Below are 15,005 nucleotides of genomic sequence, written 5' to 3'. Positions count from 1 at the left end.
GCGGGTCCGGCCTTGGCTTGCCCGCAAAGGTCACGCAAATATGATATCAGCACGGCCATGAAATCATTGCGCGGCCACGAAGGGACGATCAAATCACCGCCATGCAAAGCTTAAAGATCCTGTTGCTCGGCGCCGCCATTGGATTGGCGGCCGCCCTCCCTGCCAGCGCCTCCTCATCCGCCTGGTACAACAGCGAAGGCGGCAAGGTGCGGCTGGTGACATCAGGCAAGCCGGACGACGCCGGCCGCATCCAGGGTGTTCTCGATATCGCGCTCAAACCCGGCTGGAAGACTTATTGGCGCGACCCGGGCGACGCAGGTGTGCCGCCGCAGCTCGACGTTTCGGCCAGCACCAATATAGCCGATGCGACGCTGTCTTTTCCAGCGCCGCAGCGTCATGACGATGGCTATGGCAAATGGGCCGGTTACAATTATCCGGTTTCCCTGCCGGTGACTTTCACGCTGGCGACGCCGAACCAGCCGGCGGTCATCGATGCCGACGTCTTTCTCGGCATTTGTGAATCCATCTGCATTCCCGTGCAGACACGGCTGAGCGTCGACCCCGCTTCCGATCCCGATAATGCTGACGACGCGGCGTTGGTGAAGGCTGGTTTCACCGCACTACCGGCGGCTGCAAAGCCTGACTTCGGCATCAAGGTGCTGTCCGGCGATCACGAGACGCTGGTTGTCGAGGCGAGTTTTCCTGGCGATCCGCAGGCAGCGGATTTCTTCGTTGCCGGCGAGCGCGACTATATGTTCGGAACACCTTCCCGCTCGGAAAAGGACGGCAAGCTGATCTTCACTGTGCCGATCCTCGATCGCCCCTCGACGACGCCGACCGACGGCGGGCTTCACTACACGTTGACGAGTTCGGCGGGCGCGGTCGAAGGGTTGCTGCCTTTCCCTTGAAGCGCGTCGTATTGAAAACGAATCCCATACGATGCGCTGCAAGGTCATCTTCTTGTACGTGTCGTTATCCCAAAACCGCGGCATGTAGTGATGCCGCTGCCGCGATAGTTGCAGGAAGCCGCCGAGTTCGCTACGCAAGCACGCGTCTTCCCCCATCCCGAGCGAGGAACTCATGACCATCTCCGTTGGCGACAAGCTGCCCGAGGCGACCTTCAAGACAATGACCGCCGACGGCGCCAAGCCGATCACGTCGGCCGAGATTTTTCCGGGCAAGAAAGTGGTGCTGTTCGGCGTTCCCGGCGCCTTCACGCCGACCTGCAGCAACAACCATCTGCCCGGCTATCTCGAGAACCACGACGCGATCCTGGCGCGCGGCGTCGACACCATCGCCGTCGTTTCGGTCAACGACGTCCACGTCATGGGCGCCTGGGCCCGCTTCACCGGCGGCGAAGGCAAGATCCTGTTCCTCGCCGACGGCAATGGCGATTTCGCCAAGGCGGTCGGTCTTGACGCGGACTACTCCGGTGGCGGCATGGGCCTGCGTTCGAAGCGGTTTTCGATGATCATCGACGACGGCAAGGTCACCGCCCTCAATGTCGAGACCAAACCCGGCGTCGACGAGTCCGGCGCGGCTCATATTCTCGGTCAGCTCTGAACTTCGACGGCCAATCACGCGAGGCCGCAATGGCCTCGCCTGACAAATGGCGGCGCTCCAGAATTGCCGGCTTTCGGGGGGATTCAACGATGTTTGACGTATTCTGGCGCGCTATCGCGATCGGCGTCGGTGCGACCCTCCTGATGGATGTCTGGGCCTTTTTCCTGCACAAGGCATTCGGCCAGCCACGCCCGAACTGGGGCCCGGTCGGGCGCTGGGTCTGGCACCTCCGCGACCAGGTGTTTCACGACAATATCGGCGATGCGGCGCCCTACGCGTATGAACAGACGCTGGGCTGGGCTTTCCATTACTTCGTCGGTATCGTCTACGGCATCATCCTGGTCGTGCTGGCGGGTGCGGGCTGGCTGGTCGCGCCGACCTTCCTGCCGGCTTTCATCCTCGGCATCGTCACGGTCGGCGCCGGCTGGTTCCTGCTGGCGCCAGGCATGGGCGCCGGCTGGGCCGCCTCGAAGCGGCCCAATCCGATGCGGGTCCGGGCGCTCAATCTGGTCTCGCACACGGTGTTCGCGCTCGGGCTTTGGGGCACGGCGCTGCTGATCCGCTGAGCCTCTACGGCTGCCTGTCTATCGGTCCGCACGCCGCTACATCTTGGGCGAAATAGTTGCCGCCGCCTGCTGGCTGATCCGCTTCGCGACTGACGTCTCATTGATGAAGTAAGATTGTAGACAACCGGTGACCGCCACCGTATCGCAAAGGGCACTAGACCTTGCTCAAATCGATTGGAATACCCTGCGCGTTTATTTCTTTCGCCAATGTCAAAGCCGCTTCTTTCACATCATCCTTAAACGCAATGTAGATCAGACCTTGAATATCAGATGGACGTTCCATCTCTACGCCTGTCTTTAAAAGGACTGCCACTTTCTTCCTTCCGAGGACGGAAAGTACCATTCCTAGTTCAAGCACAACGTTCTGCCTCGCCCTGAACGCCTTTTCCTCAGGATGATCCTTTCGATGGCCCTCATCGTCCGGCGTGGCCAACACCACGGCGAAACTCGCCTCTCGACGAACGCTTTCCAACTTTTCAATAATAGTTTGGCCGCCAGATGCCAACTGGTCCAGAATCAGTGGCTCCAGTGCCCACCGGCGCAACATAGCCTCAAGTTCAGTACGGGCTTTGTCATCGTGTCCGTAGACGACGAACACCTTGCGCGAGACAGCAGCCCCGGTAAAGCCCTTCTGTGCAGGGGCTTCAAAAGGCGTTCCCAAGATTTCTGCAATTTGTTTTTCTCGCGCCTCTTTGGGTTCTGACTTCCCATCGCACCAAAGGGTTCCCTTCGTTTGGGACCAATTGATTCCTACTCCATCTGCGCACTTCATCTGGAAAATGCTATTCGGCTTTTCTGTCCACTCGCCGACTATCCCGCCAGTTGCGAGACGATTTGTGAGGTCATCCAATGAACCTTGAAATTTGCTGGCCATGATCGGAATATGCCAACCTAAGTGGATTGTCGCAACCGCATTCGTGCGGTCGATCACTTACATATACGCTGTTCCCCTGGAACTCTAACTGTCGACGGAGTGTGGCAAGGCGACAGTCTGGACTTGATCCTTTCAGAGCCTCAGTAACTCTGGGTCGAGCGTCGGACGACCTTTGGCGAGCGCTCCTTCGCCCTGGTATCTTCGTTCGGCGCCATCACAACCGACGAAGACCTTGCCGGCTTTTTCTTGAAGGGCTCCATCGCAAGCCGTGCCAGTTCGTCGGCCCGCTCGTTTTCGGGATGGCCGGCATGGCCCTTGACCCAATTCCAGATGACCTTGTGGCGCCTGTTGGCCTCGTCCAGCGCCTGCCAGAGTTCGCCGTTCTTGACCGCCTTCTTGTCGGCGGTCTTCCAGCCGTTCTTCTTCCAGCCATGGATCCACTTGGAAATACCATCCATGACGTATTTGCTGTCGGTGTGAAGCTCGACGGTGCAAGGCTCCTTCAACGCATTCAGCGCCGAAATGGCCGCCAGCAATTCCATGCGGTTGTTGGTGGTCTCGGCCTCGCCGCCAGACAGTTCCTTGACGGTGCCCTTGAAGCGTAGGATGGCGCCCCAGCCACCAGGACCGGGATTGCCCGAGCAGGCACCGTCGGTGAAGATTTCAACCTGTTTGCTCATAATGTCCCATATTCGGCCAATCCATATTCCGAAGCAGATTTGATCGCCCGATGGAATCGGATCCGTCTGATGTATTCGGTCGGATCGCGCTTCATGACCAGGCCACCATCGGGAACGGTGAGCCAGTCGTAGAGCCGGGTCAACATGAAACGCAGGGCCGAGCCCCGGGCCAGCATCGGCAATGCCGCCTTCTCGTCATGGCTCAGGGGGCGCACGCTTTGATAACCGGCAAGCAGTGCCTTGCCCTTGGTAAGGTTGAAGGAAAAATCCTTCTCGAAACACCAGGCGTTGAGGCAGGTGGCGACATCATAGGCATAGAGATCGTCACAGGCAAAATAGAAATCGATCAGCCCCGAAAGCTTCTCGCCCAGGAAAAAGACATTGTCCGGGAAAAGGTCGGCATGGATGATGCCCTTGGGGAGGCCTTTGGGCCAGTTCTGCTCGAAATCGGCAAAGTCGGCATCGACCTCGGCCGCAAGGCCCGGCTCGACCTCGTCGGCGCGGCCGCGAGATGCATCCCAAAGCTTGCGCCAGCCGTCGAGGGCGAGCGCGTTCGGACGCGTCATCGAAAAATCGGCGCCGGCCAGGTGCAGCGCCGCCAGCGCCTTGCCGACCTCGGCGCAATGCGTTGCGGCCGGTCGCCGCAGCGAAAGTCCTTCGAGGAAGGTGATGATGACGGCCGGCCGGCCGGCCAGCGTGCCGATGACGCTGCCGTCATGCGCGGTCACCGGCAGCGGGCAGGACACGCCCTTGCTGGCGAGATGGCCCATCAGCCCGAGGAAGAACGGCAAATCCGCCTTCTCGACTCGCTTTTCATAGAGCGTCAGGATGTAGGAGCCGCTCGATGTGTGCAGCAGGAAGTTCGAATTCTCGGTGCCTTCGGCGATGCCCTTGTAGGATAGGAGATCGCCGACCGGATAGTGCTTCAGGAAAGCGCCGAGTTCGCCCTCCGCAACGTCGGTGTAGACCGCCATGGCCGTTCACGCGGTCCCGTTGACAAAGGCCATGTCGGCCGGCGTCAGTTCGACATCGCGCAATACCCGCATGACCGGAAAATCCTCTGTTTCGGTGGCCGTGACGGCCAGGTCGATGGTGACGTCGAAACGCTGGCGGAACGCGTCGATGATCTCATCGACGATGATCTCCGGCGCCGATGCTCCCGCCGACAGGCCGAGCGTCGAAATGGTGCCGATGTCATTCCACGGAATTTCGGCGGCGCGCTGCACGAGAAGCGACATCGAGGCACCTGCCCGTTCCGCAACTTCGACAAGGCGGCGCGAATTCGAGGAATTGGGGGCGCCGACGATCAGATAGAGATCAGCACCGGGCGCCGTGTCCTTGACCGCTTCCTGGCGGTTGGTGGTGGCGTAACAAATCGATTCCGCCGCCGGCGCCTGCAGGTCCGGAAAGCGCTCCTGCAATGCGCGGATGATGCCGGCGGTATCCTCGACCGAGAGCGTGGTCTGGGTGACGAAACCAAGTGCTTTTGGATCGGCGGGCACAAGCCGGGCGGCGTCGGCCTCGGTCTCGATCAGCGTTACCGCGCCTTCCGGTAACTGCCCCATGGTGCCGATCACCTCGGGGTGCCCGGCATGACCGATCAACAGCACATGGCGGCCAAGCCGCTGGTGACGCATCGCCTGCTTGTGGACCTTGGAGACCAGCGGACAGGTTGCGTCGAGATAGAACAGGTTGCGCGCCTGCGCGTCCGCCGGCACGGACTTGGGCACACCGTGCGCGGAGAAGACGACCGGCGACTGCCGATGTTCGGCCGGGATTTCGGAAAGTTCCTCTATGAAAACGGCTCCAAGGCTCTGCAGCCCCTCGACGACATAGCGGTTGTGGACGATCTCGTGGCGGACATAGACCGGGGCGCCATATTTCTTCAGCGCCAGCACGACGATCTGGATGGCACGGTCCACGCCCGCGCAAAAACCGCGCGGCTGGCAGAGCCGGATCGTCAGAGGAGGCTTGGCGATTGTGTGAAGCATCAAATCCTGCCGGTTGGTCAGCGCCGAAATGAGGTGCCTACCCCTGCCCTGTCAAGGGTATCGGTGGAAAGGGAGCGTAGCTTGCGTTCATTCCTCTTTCGCGGGCCGGCGAAGCCGGAGGACAAGCACCGCGGCGAGTGCCGCGGCAAGCCCGTACCAGGTGACGGCATATTGCAGATGGCTGTTCGGCAGGTCGATGATGGTGACGCCCCCGATCGGAAGGCCGCCGGGATTTGGCGTCTTGTCGGCATCGATGAAGACCGGCACCAAGTTGAACCCAGCCGGCAGGCCGGCGCTCGCGGCCATGACGTCGCGGTCCTTCCAGTAGAAGATGTTCTTCCCCACATCATTGTCGGGAAGCATCATGGAGGGCTTTGTCGGCAGCGGGTTGCGGGCCAGCCCGGTGACCGTGACCCTGCCTGTTACCTGTCCCTTGGCGCGTTTCGTCGCGTCCTTGAGGTCGTAGGGAACAAAGCCGCGGTTAATCAGGACGAAACGGCCGTCGTCGAGGACCAGCGGCGTATACACATTGAAGCCGGCATCCCCTTCCCAGGTCGCGTAGAAATGCCGCTCGCCGGAATGCAGGAAAGTGCCGGTGACCGTGACCGGGGTGTAGTCGACGTCACCGGTCGAGGCGAATTCCTTCTCGACCTCGGAAAGCGGTCGTGGCGCCGAATGGGTGCGATGGTCGATGGTCTGCAGCAGGCCTTCCTTCCAGTGCAGGCGCTGGACCTGCCAGGTGCCCAGCGCCAGCAGAATCAAGAACAGCACAAGGCCAAGGACGAACAACAGTGCCGATTGTGGCCGCGAATGGCCGCGATCTTTGAAGGATGCTTCGCTCATTCGCCGCGATCCAGCCGCCCCTCGGCTGCTTTGTTGCTGTATTGCAGGGTGAGCAGCACGCCCTTGATCAACCGAAGTGCCGTCAGACACAGCACCAGTGCCAGTGGGATCCATATCAGCAGATGCAGCCAAAGCGACGGGCTCAGCGTCACTTCCACCCAGAGCGCCAGACCGACGATGATGAAGCCGATGATCAGGATGACGAACACCGCCGGTCCATCGCCGGCATCGGCGTAGGAATAGTCGAGGCCGCAATTGACGCAGCGCTTGCCGACGGCGAGAAAGCCGGAAAACAGCCGCCCCTCGCCGCAACGCGGGCAGCGGCCGTGCAGGCCGGCCGAAATCGGATCGATCGGAGGCCAGATCGCCTTGTCCTCACTCATGCGTAGCGCCGTCATTCATGGCTATTGCTCGATCTCGATCGGCGCCCCATCGGCCGCCATCGCCCAGACTTGGTCCATGTCGGACTCCGTAAGCCCAATGCAGCCATCGGTCCAGTCGACCAATTGAAGCAGCCAGCCCGACCAGCCGAAGCCGCTTCGCCCGGTCGACGCGCACCAGACCTTCTCAGCGGCAAGAGCCGGAATGCCAATGCGCAAATGGAAGTCAGCCGCATCTTTCATTGATCGGCTGTCCTTGCGCCGAAAAGAAGAAAGGCGGCCACGTCGCCGCGACCGCCTTCCCGAAATCGACATCCAAAAAACTGGATCAGTGGCCTTCGATCACCGCGCCGACCGATCCCCAGACGTAGATCGAGGCGAACAGGAACAGCCAGACCACGTCAACGAAGTGCCAATACCAGGCGGCCGCCTCGAAGCCGAAATGCTGCTTGGGGGTGAAGTCGCCCTTCATCGCCCTGATCAGGCAGACCAGCAGGAAGATGGTGCCGATGATGACATGGAAGCCATGGAAGCCGGTTGCCATGAAGAAGGTGGCGCCGTAGATGGAATCCTTGAAGCCGAACGGCGCGTGCATGTACTCGTAAGCCTGCACCATGGTGAACAGCATGCCGAGCCCGACGGTCAGCACCAGGCCGTTGATCAGGCCCTTGCGGTCGCCATGGATGAGCGAGTGGTGCGCCCAGGTAACCGTGGTGCCCGACAGCAGCAGGATGATGGTGTTGTAGAGCGGCAAATGGAAGGGATCGAGAACCTCCATGCCCTTCGGCGGCCAGACACCACCGGTAAACGTGTGACGCGCGTAGTTTTGCACCTCACCGGCAAAAAGACTGGCATCGAAATAGGCCCAGAACCAGGCAACGAAGAACATCACCTCCGAGGCGATGAACATGATCATGCCATAGCGCAGGTGCAGCGACACGACGCGCGTATGGTGGCCCTCATGCGCTTCCTTGATCGTGTCCGACCACCAGGCGAACATGGTGTACAGCACGATCACAATGCCGATGAAGAACAGCCACGGATTGGCGATGTTGACGCCGAAGATCGGGAAGGAGCCGCCTTTCAGGTATTCCATGAGGCAGACACCGCCAAAAGCGGTGACAAGCGCCCCGACCGATCCCAGGAAGGGCCACGGGCTCGGGTCGACGAGATGGTAGTCATGGTGTGGTTTTGCGTGCGCGTCTGCCATATCAACCCCCGAGATTTCCTTCGGTATCTGAAACTGTCTTGCTATTGCCCTGGGCCGGCCCGGACGACGCCACCGGCTTGGTCTTCTCGACCGGGAACATCGTATAGGACAGGGTGATCGTCTTCACGTCCTTCAGTTCCGGCACATTCACGATGTCGGGGTCCACATAGAACAGGACCGGCATGTCCAGCGTCTCGCCCGGTTTCAGCGTCGTATCGGTGAAGCAGAAGCATTCGACCTTGTTGAAATACGGGCCCGCCAGTTCCGGCTGCACATTGAAGGTCGCGCGGCCGGTGACGGGGCGATCGAACTTGTTGGTCGCCTGATAATGCGCCTGCACGGTCTGCCCGATCTTCATGGTCATCGAGCGTTGGACCGGCTGGAACTCCCATGGCACGCCGGCGATGTTTGCGTCGAAGCGGACGGTGATCTCGCGGTCGAGCACGCGGCCGGCATATTGCTTCTCGACACGTTGCGTCGTGCCGCCATAGCCGGTCGCCTGGCAAAACATCTTGTAGAGCGGCACGGCGGCATAGGCCATGCCGATCATGCCGGTGAAGAAGGCAAGGCAGACAGCCGCGACAACGCGGTTGCCGGTCTTGCCTACCGTCTTCTTGGACGTCTCGGCGCTCATCACATCGAGCCCGACAAATTGTGGCCGAACTTCACGATTGTCGCGATGTAGAAGATCACGACCAGCACCGCCAGCGCCACGCCGATGGCGATAGAACGGCTGCGCTGGGCCTTCTTCTGGCGATCGGTCAAGGTGACCGTTTCGAGTTCTTTCTCGACCATGGTCATGCCCCACCCATGGCAAGCGCGCGTTCGACGACACTGTCAGCCAGATAGACAGCGAAGATCGCGAAGAGATAGAGCAGCGAATAGGCGAACAGGGCCTTGGCCGGCTTCATGGCGCGGTCATCGTCGGCCATGCCAAGCACTTTCCAGGCATACCAGACGAAACCAGCCCCCAGCAGCAAGGCGGCCACGCCATAGAACGGCGTCGTGTAGCCGAGCAGCCAGGGCAGCACGCCGACCGGAGCCAGCACCAGTGCGTAGGCGAAAATCTGACGGCGGGTCGATGCATGGCCAGCGACGTTGGGCATCATCGGGATGCCGGCGCGGCCATAGTCCTCGGACTTGAACAGCGCGAGCGCCCAGAAATGCGGCGGCGTCCACAGGAAAATGATCAGGAACAGGATGATGCTTTCGAGGCTGACCGACCCGGTCACCGCGGCCCAGCCGATAATCGGTGGGATGGCGCCCGCTGCACCGCCAATGACGATATTCTGCGGGGTCGAGCGTTTCAGCCACATCGTGTAGACCACGGCATAGAAGAAGATGGTGAAGGCCAGCAGCGTCGCCGACAACCAGTTGACCAACACGCCGAGCGTCATCACCGACAGCACCGACAACACCAAGCCGAAGCTCAGCGCCTCGTGCGGCTGGATCCGGCCGGAAGGCACCGGGCGGCTGGCGGTCCTGGTCATCACCGCGTCGATGTCGGCGTCGTACCACATGTTGAGCGCGCCAGAGGCGCCGGCCCCAATCGCAATGGCCAGGATGGCGATCACCGCCAGCAGCGGATTGATGGTCGCCGGTGCCGCGACCAGTCCGACAAAGGCGGTGAACACCACCAGCGACATGACGCGCGGCTTCAACAGGGCGAAGAAATCGCCCGCCGTGGCTTCCGACATACGGAAGCCCGCTTCGTCAATGCTGGTTTTGTCGACTAGGGCCATGCGTACTCAAGTCCATCATTCCGTTGGCCAAAACCGCCGGCGGGCCGGCGGTTTCGTATTCGAGCGGGGAGCCGCCTTCACTTGATCTTCGGCAGCTGCTCCCACTGGTGGAACGGCGGCGGCGAAGGCAGCTGCCATTCGAGTGTGGTAGCACCCTCACCCCACGGGTTGGCGCCGGCGATACGCTTTTTCTGGAAGGCTTCGAACACGCCATAGAGGAAGATCACCACACCGACGGCCGAAATATACGAGCCATAGGACGAAACCATGTTCCAGCCCGCAAACGCGTCAGGATAGTCGATGGTGCGGCGCGGCATGCCGGCGAGGCCGAGGAAGTGCTGCGGGAAAAAGACCAGGTTCACGCCGACGAACATGACCCAAAAATGGGTGTTGGCGATGACGGGCGAGTACATGTAGCCGGTCATCTTCGGGAACCAGTAGTACCAGCCGGCGAAGATGGCGAACACCGCGCCCAACGACAGCACGTAGTGGAAGTGGGCAATGACGAAATAGGTGTCATGCAGCGACCGGTCGAGGCCGGCATTGGCCAGCTGGACACCGGTGACTCCACCGATGGTGAACAGGAAGATGAAGCCCAGCGCCCACAGCATCGGCGGTTTGAACGAGATCGATCCGCCCCACATGGTTGCGATCCAGGAGAAGATCTTCACGCCTGTCGGCACCGCGATGACCATGGTGGCGAAGACGAAGTAGCGCTGCGTGTCGAGCGACAGGCCGGTCGTATACATATGGTGCGCCCAGACGATGAAGCCGACCGCGCCGATCGCAACCATGGCGTAGGCCATGCCGAGATAGCCGAATACGGGCTTTCTCGAGAAGGTCGAGACAATATGGCTGATGATGCCGAACCCCGGCAAGATCAGGATGTAGACTTCCGGGTGACCGAAGAACCAGAACAGGTGCTGGAAGAGGATCGGGTCACCACCACCGTCAGGCGCGAAGAACGTCGTGCCGAAATTGCGGTCGGTGAGCAGCATGGTGATGCCGCCGGCCAGAACCGGCAGCGACAGCAAGAGCAGGAAGGCGGTGACCAGCACCGACCATGCAAACAGCGGCATCTTGTGCAGGGTCATGCCTGGCGCGCGCATGTTGAAGATGGTGGTGATGAAGTTGATGGCACCGAGAATCGAGGACGCGCCGGCGATGTGGATCGACAGGATCGCCAGATCCATGGCCGGTCCGGGCTGGCCCGAAGTCGAAAGCGGCGGATAGAGCGTCCAGCCGCCGCCCACGCCAAAGGCTCCGGGCGCACTCGGCACGAACATCGAGGTGAGCAACAGGATGAAGGCCGGCGGCAGCAGCCAGAACGAGATGTTGTTCATGCGCGGGAATGCCATGTCGGGAGCACCGATCATGATCGGCACCATCCAGTTGGCGAAACCGCCGATCAGGGCCGGCATGACCATGAAGAAGATCATAATCAGCGCGTGCGCGGTGGCAAACGCATTGTACATGCTCTTGCCACCGTCGATCGCGGCGTCGCCGTTCATGCCATAGACCATCTGCGCAAGACCGCTGAAGATCTGGATGCCAGGCTCCTGCAGCTCCATGCGGATGGCGACCGAAAGCGCGCCGCCGATAATGCCGGCCATGATCGCGAAGATCAGGTAGAGCGTACCGATATCCTTGTGGTTGGTCGAATAAACCCAGCGCACCCAGCCATGATACGGCTTGTGATCGTGCCCGTCGTGAGCTGCAGCGTCTGCCATGTTCCGCTCCGTTCCCTAAATCTTGCTAACCCGCGGCATCAGTTGCCGGCGGCCGCTACCTTGTTCTGGCCATCGACCTCGGCCATGAGCGTCTTGTTGGCACCAGGCAGGTCGGTCTTGGCCGCGGCCAGCCAGGTCTTGAACTGCGTGTCCGACACAACACGAATGGCGATCGGCATGAAGGCGTGGTCCTTACCGCAGAGCTGCGAGCACTGGCCGTAATAGAGGCCTTCTTTATCCGCCTTGAACCAGGTCTCGTTGGTGCGGCCGGGAATGGCGTCGATCTTGATGCCGAAGGACGGCATGGCAAAGGAATGGATCACGTCGGTCGCGGTGACAAGCACGCGGGTCATCGTGTTGACCGGCACGACCAGTTCGTTGTCGACGGCGAGCAGGCGCGGATAGACGGCGCGATCCTCCTTGCCGGCCTTGGCGCGATCGCCATCCTGAAGGATGGCCGAATTGAAGGCGAGCGTGTTGTCGGTCTGGTATTCGTAATCCCAGTTCCACTGGTTGCCGGTCGCCTTAACGGTCAGCTTGGCCTCTTCCGGTGGCGTATACTGGGCGGTCAGGAGCGTGAACGAGGGGATGGCGAGGCAAAGCAGGATAACGACAGGACCGACAGTCCAGATCACCTCGATCAGCGTGTTGTGGCTGGTCTTGGACGGGGTCGGGTTGGCGCTCGCGCGGAATTTGATGATGCAGTAGATCAGCAGAAACAGCACCAGGACCGTGACCGGGATGATAAACCACATCGTGTAGTTTCCGAACCACTCGATCTGCCGCATCATGTCGGTCGCGGGCGCCTGGAAGCCGGTCTCCCACGGCCTGGGCTGGTCCGCATAAGCGGATCCGCAGGCGAGGAACGTGGCAGCAGCACCGGTGCTCGCTAGGAATTTTCTCATCGCCCTCTTCGTCTCCCAGTCTCTCACCGGCTGTGCCCGCGAGAATAACGAACAATGCCGGGACGGGAATCCCGGACAGTTTCAAGCTGGTTCAAACCATACTCTTTTTCCCTCCGCAAGAAAGGAGCGGTCGAAACCGTGCGGCATTTTTGCGCGCAAGCCGACGTGGCTCTTCCGGGGCAATGGCCGTAATGGCGAATCGCGTATGTTCGGCGGGGTGCACGCCTTGTGCCGGCGGCACCCGCAAAGCGTCGTAATTCAGGCGAATTTGGCAAGGAAAAGCGCCGCATTGCCTTTTTAGGGACAGTCCGGCCACGGTCTCGTCCTTTACTTGGCATTGGCGCGGCTTAAAGTGCCGTGATTCGCAATGGAGCAGTCATGAACTCTTGGCTTTCGAGACTGAGGCATACGCGACTAGGCCTTTCGAGAACCCTGGCAAACGCAGTGTTTCTAGGGGTCCTTTGCGCGGCCGGTCTGTTCGTCGCCGGCAAGGCCAATGCTGCCCAGCCAAGCGGCACGGTGCGCTCGACGCATGGCGCATGGTCGATCATCTGCGACACGCCGGCCGGCGCCACCTCGGAACAATGCGTGATGATGCAGAACGTCGTCGCCGAGGATCGTCCGGAAATGGGGCTCTCGGTCGTCGTGCTGCGCACCGCCGACAACAAGGCCGAGATCCTGCGCGTGCTGGCGCCGCTCGGCGTGCTGTTGCCGAACGGCCTCGGCCTCAACGTCGACGGCAAGGACATTGGCCGCGCCTACTTCGTGCGCTGCTTCCAGGACGGCTGTTATGCCGAGGTCATTCTCGAAAAGCCGCTGCTCGACACACTGAAGACCGGCACATCGGCGACATTCATCGTTTTCCAGACCCCGGAAGAGGGTATCGGCATTCCCGTCGAGCTCAAGGGTTTCGCCGAAGGCTTCGCCGCTCTGCCCTGATCGCGGCTTCGCGCTGAACCAGGCATGGACGCGGCTTTTGCCGACCCCAGACGCATGCCCTGCAGCGAACGAAGTCATTCGTCGGCGCCGATTCCTCATTGCCGATTGTGCGGGCGCGGCTTCACGCCTACATCGGGGGAAAGCAATCATCCCACGGACGGACGCGCCATGAACAGCCTGATCGGCCAATTCGACATTTCAGACGACCGCATCAAGCAGATCGTCGCTGACACCATCAAGGGCGCCGATGACGGCGAGCTTTTCCTCGAATACAGCGAGAGCGAAGCGCTGATGTTCGACAATGGCAAGCTGAAGACCGCCAATTTCAACACCGACCAGGGGTTTGGCCTGCGGGCCGTCGCCGGCGAGGCCAGCGGCTACGCTCATTCCAGCGACCTGTCCGAGGCGTCGCTGCTGCGCGCGGCCGAAGCTGTCTCGACCGTCAAGGGTGGCTATTCAGGCACGCTTGCCGCAGCCCCCGCCCGTACCAACCGCCATCTCTACGGCGACGAGAACCCGATCCCCTCTCCTTCCTTCGAGGCCAAGGCGAAGCTGCTGCAAGAAATCGATGCCTGGCTGCGCGCCGAGGATCCACGCGTGCGCCAGGTGACGGCCTCGATCGCCGCGTCCTGGCAGCATGTCGAGATCGTTCGTGCCGACGGCCAGATAGTGCGCGATATCAGGCCGATGGTCCGCGTCAACGTCTCGGTCGTCGTCGGCGACGGCGACCGCCAGGAAAGCGGCTCCTACGGCATGGGCGGGCGCAAGGCATTCGGCGAATTCCTGATCGAGGATAGTTGGAGGCACGCCGCCAGGGAGGCGCTCCGGCAAGCGGTGGTCAACCTGGAGGCAATCCCGGCCCCGGCAGGCACTTTCGACATCGTGCTATCCAATGGCTGGCCGGGCGTGATGCTGCACGAAGCCGTCGGCCATGGTCTTGAAGGCGATTTCAACCGCAAGAAAACGTCGGCGTTCGCCGGCCTGATGGGGCAGCAGGTGGCCGCCAAGGGGGTGACGGTCGTCGACGACGGCACCATCCCAGAGCGGCGCGGCTCACTCACCGTCGACGACGAAGGCACGCCTTCGGCCCGCAACGTCTTGATCGACGACGGCAAACTGGTCGGCTACATGCAGGACCGGCAGAATGCCCGGCTGATGGGCATGAAAGCCACCGGCAATGGCCGGCGAGAAGGCTATGCGCACCAGCCGATGCCGCGCATGACCAACACTTACATGACGTCAGGCGACATGGAGCCGGACGAAATCATCGCCTCCGTCAAGAACGGCATCTACGCCGTCTCCTTCGGCGGTGGCCAGGTCGACATAACGTCGGGCAAATTCGTGTTCGGCTGCACCGAGGCCTACATGATCGAGAACGGCAAGGTGACGCAGCCGATCAAAGGCGCAATGCTGATCGGCAACGGGCCTGATGCCATGCACCGCGTATCGATGGTCGGCAACGACATGAAGCTCGACAATGGCATCGGCATGTGCGGCAAGGCCGGCCAGGGCGTACCCGTCGGCGTCGGCCAGCCGCATCTCAGGATGAACCAGATGACGGTCGGCGGCACGCGGGTTTGAA

18 protein-coding genes are annotated in these 15,005 nt (G+C 61.3%); 5 read left to right on the top strand and 13 right to left on the bottom strand.

The genetic code is table 11. From position 1 onward, the window contains the following. The first annotated feature begins 101 nt into the window (after positions 1-101). The 3 genes from ACVWWD_RS16020 (at position 102) to ACVWWD_RS16010 (ending at position 2,129) form a co-directional block, all read left to right on the top strand. Entirely contained in the window at positions 102-908 is an 807-nt protein-coding gene (locus ACVWWD_RS16020) for a protein-disulfide reductase DsbD domain-containing protein (RefSeq protein WP_352548434.1), read from the top strand. Between the two features lie 172 nt (positions 909-1,080). Next, positions 1,081-1,563, top strand: a complete 483-nt coding sequence (locus ACVWWD_RS16015; protein ID WP_015318782.1) for a peroxiredoxin — start codon at positions 1,081-1,083, stop codon at positions 1,561-1,563. An 89-nt stretch (positions 1,564-1,652) separates the two neighbouring features. Then, entirely contained in the window at positions 1,653-2,129 is a 477-nt protein-coding gene (locus ACVWWD_RS16010) for a DUF2938 domain-containing protein (protein WP_352576403.1), read from the top strand. Between the two features lie 154 nt (positions 2,130-2,283). On the opposite strand, the gene ACVWWD_RS16005 is transcribed toward ACVWWD_RS16010, so the two are convergent. The 13 genes from ACVWWD_RS16005 to coxB all read right to left on the bottom strand — a co-directional run bounded on the left by ACVWWD_RS16005 (position 2,284) and on the right by coxB (position 12,484). Then, complete coding sequence (locus tag ACVWWD_RS16005) at positions 2,284-3,060, bottom strand: TIR domain-containing protein (protein WP_457103182.1); 777 nt, start codon at positions 3,058-3,060, stop codon at positions 2,284-2,286. Positions 3,061-3,143: 83 nt separating this feature from the next. Further along, positions 3,144-3,683: a ribonuclease HI gene (gene rnhA, locus ACVWWD_RS16000; RefSeq protein ID WP_352548425.1), complete on the bottom strand. Its 540-nt coding sequence runs from the start codon at positions 3,681-3,683 to the stop codon at positions 3,144-3,146. Then, on the bottom strand, positions 3,680-4,657 hold the full coding sequence (locus tag ACVWWD_RS15995) for a homoserine kinase (RefSeq protein WP_457103181.1): 978 nt from the start codon (positions 4,655-4,657) through the stop codon (positions 3,680-3,682). The genes rnhA and ACVWWD_RS15995 overlap by 4 nt, the downstream gene beginning before the upstream one ends. A 6-nt stretch (positions 4,658-4,663) precedes the next feature. Further along, positions 4,664-5,674 carry a 4-hydroxy-3-methylbut-2-enyl diphosphate reductase gene (ispH, locus tag ACVWWD_RS15990; protein WP_015318789.1) on the bottom strand — a complete coding sequence of 337 codons (1,011 nt, stop codon included), beginning with the start codon at positions 5,672-5,674 and terminating at the stop codon, positions 4,664-4,666. Between the two features lie 87 nt (positions 5,675-5,761). Further along, complete coding sequence (locus ACVWWD_RS15985) at positions 5,762-6,517, bottom strand: SURF1 family protein (protein ID WP_352548419.1); 756 nt, start codon at positions 6,515-6,517, stop codon at positions 5,762-5,764. Then, a complete protein-coding gene (locus ACVWWD_RS15980) occupies positions 6,514-6,900 on the bottom strand; it encodes a DUF983 domain-containing protein (RefSeq protein WP_352548417.1) in 387 nt (128 codons plus the stop codon). Before ACVWWD_RS15980 ends, ACVWWD_RS15985 begins: the two co-directional genes overlap by 4 nt. A 21-nt stretch (positions 6,901-6,921) precedes the next feature. Beyond that, positions 6,922-7,140, bottom strand: a complete 219-nt coding sequence (locus tag ACVWWD_RS15975) for a hypothetical protein (protein WP_457103180.1) — start codon at positions 7,138-7,140, stop codon at positions 6,922-6,924. 85 nt (positions 7,141-7,225) lie between these two features. Beyond that, positions 7,226-8,107: a cytochrome c oxidase subunit 3 gene (locus tag ACVWWD_RS15970; RefSeq protein ID WP_015318792.1), complete on the bottom strand. Its 882-nt coding sequence runs from the start codon at positions 8,105-8,107 to the stop codon at positions 7,226-7,228. 1 nt (position 8,108) lies between these two features. Next, positions 8,109-8,741, bottom strand: coding sequence for a cytochrome c oxidase assembly protein (locus ACVWWD_RS15965; protein ID WP_023772916.1), 633 nt, complete (start codon positions 8,739-8,741; stop codon positions 8,109-8,111). Next, a complete protein-coding gene (locus ACVWWD_RS15960; protein ID WP_084056264.1) occupies positions 8,741-8,902 on the bottom strand; it encodes a hypothetical protein in 162 nt (53 codons plus the stop codon). The genes ACVWWD_RS15965 and ACVWWD_RS15960 overlap by 1 nt, the downstream gene beginning before the upstream one ends. A gap of 2 nt (positions 8,903-8,904) precedes the next feature. Continuing rightward, complete coding sequence (locus tag ACVWWD_RS15955; RefSeq protein ID WP_352548412.1) at positions 8,905-9,849, bottom strand: heme o synthase; 945 nt, start codon at positions 9,847-9,849, stop codon at positions 8,905-8,907. 77 nt (positions 9,850-9,926) lie between these two features. Then, positions 9,927-11,579, bottom strand: coding sequence for a cytochrome c oxidase subunit I (gene ctaD, locus ACVWWD_RS15950; RefSeq protein ID WP_023794583.1), 1,653 nt, complete (start codon positions 11,577-11,579; stop codon positions 9,927-9,929). A gap of 38 nt (positions 11,580-11,617) precedes the next feature. Beyond that, positions 11,618-12,484 carry a cytochrome c oxidase subunit II gene (gene coxB / locus ACVWWD_RS15945; RefSeq protein WP_023794584.1) on the bottom strand — a complete coding sequence of 289 codons (867 nt, stop codon included), beginning with the start codon at positions 12,482-12,484 and terminating at the stop codon, positions 11,618-11,620. Between the two features lie 378 nt (positions 12,485-12,862). On the opposite strand from coxB, the gene ACVWWD_RS15940 reads away from it, so the two are divergent. Further along, positions 12,863-13,423, top strand: coding sequence for an invasion associated locus B family protein (locus ACVWWD_RS15940; protein WP_023772920.1), 561 nt, complete (start codon positions 12,863-12,865; stop codon positions 13,421-13,423). 168 nt (positions 13,424-13,591) lie between these two features. Then, positions 13,592-15,004: a metalloprotease TldD gene (gene tldD, locus ACVWWD_RS15935; protein ID WP_023772921.1), complete on the top strand. Its 1,413-nt coding sequence runs from the start codon at positions 13,592-13,594 to the stop codon at positions 15,002-15,004. Position 15,005 lies beyond the last annotated feature (1 nt).

The sequence above is a fragment of the Mesorhizobium sp. URHB0026 genome (genome assembly GCF_054059755.1).
This window is presented reverse-complemented; position numbering and strand designations above follow the sequence as displayed.

Bases quoted from the DNA above. Each gene is read 5' to 3' on its own strand.
- ACVWWD_RS16020 (WP_352548434.1), top strand. From the start codon at position 102: ATGCAAAGCTTAAAGATCCTGTTGCTCGGCGCCGCCATTGGATTGGCG.
- ACVWWD_RS16015 (WP_015318782.1), top strand. From the start codon at position 1,081: ATGACCATCTCCGTTGGCGACAAGCTGCCCGAGGCGACCTTCAAGACA.
- ACVWWD_RS16010 (WP_352576403.1), top strand. From the start codon at position 1,653: ATGTTTGACGTATTCTGGCGCGCTATCGCGATCGGCGTCGGTGCGACC.
- rnhA (WP_352548425.1), bottom strand. From the start codon at position 3,683: ATGAGCAAACAGGTTGAAATCTTCACCGACGGTGCCTGCTCGGGCAAT.
- ACVWWD_RS15995 (WP_457103181.1), bottom strand. From the start codon at position 4,657: ATGGCGGTCTACACCGACGTTGCGGAGGGCGAACTCGGCGCTTTCCTG.
- ispH (WP_015318789.1), bottom strand. From the start codon at position 5,674: ATGCTTCACACAATCGCCAAGCCTCCTCTGACGATCCGGCTCTGCCAG.
- ACVWWD_RS15985 (WP_352548419.1), bottom strand. From the start codon at position 6,517: ATGAGCGAAGCATCCTTCAAAGATCGCGGCCATTCGCGGCCACAATCG.
- ACVWWD_RS15980 (WP_352548417.1), bottom strand. From the start codon at position 6,900: ATGAGTGAGGACAAGGCGATCTGGCCTCCGATCGATCCGATTTCGGCC.
- ACVWWD_RS15975 (WP_457103180.1), bottom strand. From the start codon at position 7,140: ATGAAAGATGCGGCTGACTTCCATTTGCGCATTGGCATTCCGGCTCTT.
- ACVWWD_RS15970 (WP_015318792.1), bottom strand. From the start codon at position 8,107: ATGGCAGACGCGCACGCAAAACCACACCATGACTACCATCTCGTCGAC.
- ACVWWD_RS15965 (WP_023772916.1), bottom strand. From the start codon at position 8,741: ATGAGCGCCGAGACGTCCAAGAAGACGGTAGGCAAGACCGGCAACCGC.
- ACVWWD_RS15960 (WP_084056264.1), bottom strand. From the start codon at position 8,902: ATGGTCGAGAAAGAACTCGAAACGGTCACCTTGACCGATCGCCAGAAG.
- ACVWWD_RS15955 (WP_352548412.1), bottom strand. From the start codon at position 9,849: ATGGCCCTAGTCGACAAAACCAGCATTGACGAAGCGGGCTTCCGTATG.
- ctaD (WP_023794583.1), bottom strand. From the start codon at position 11,579: ATGGCAGACGCTGCAGCTCACGACGGGCACGATCACAAGCCGTATCAT.
- coxB (WP_023794584.1), bottom strand. From the start codon at position 12,484: ATGAGAAAATTCCTAGCGAGCACCGGTGCTGCTGCCACGTTCCTCGCC.
- ACVWWD_RS15940 (WP_023772920.1), top strand. From the start codon at position 12,863: ATGAACTCTTGGCTTTCGAGACTGAGGCATACGCGACTAGGCCTTTCG.
- tldD (WP_023772921.1), top strand. From the start codon at position 13,592: ATGAACAGCCTGATCGGCCAATTCGACATTTCAGACGACCGCATCAAG.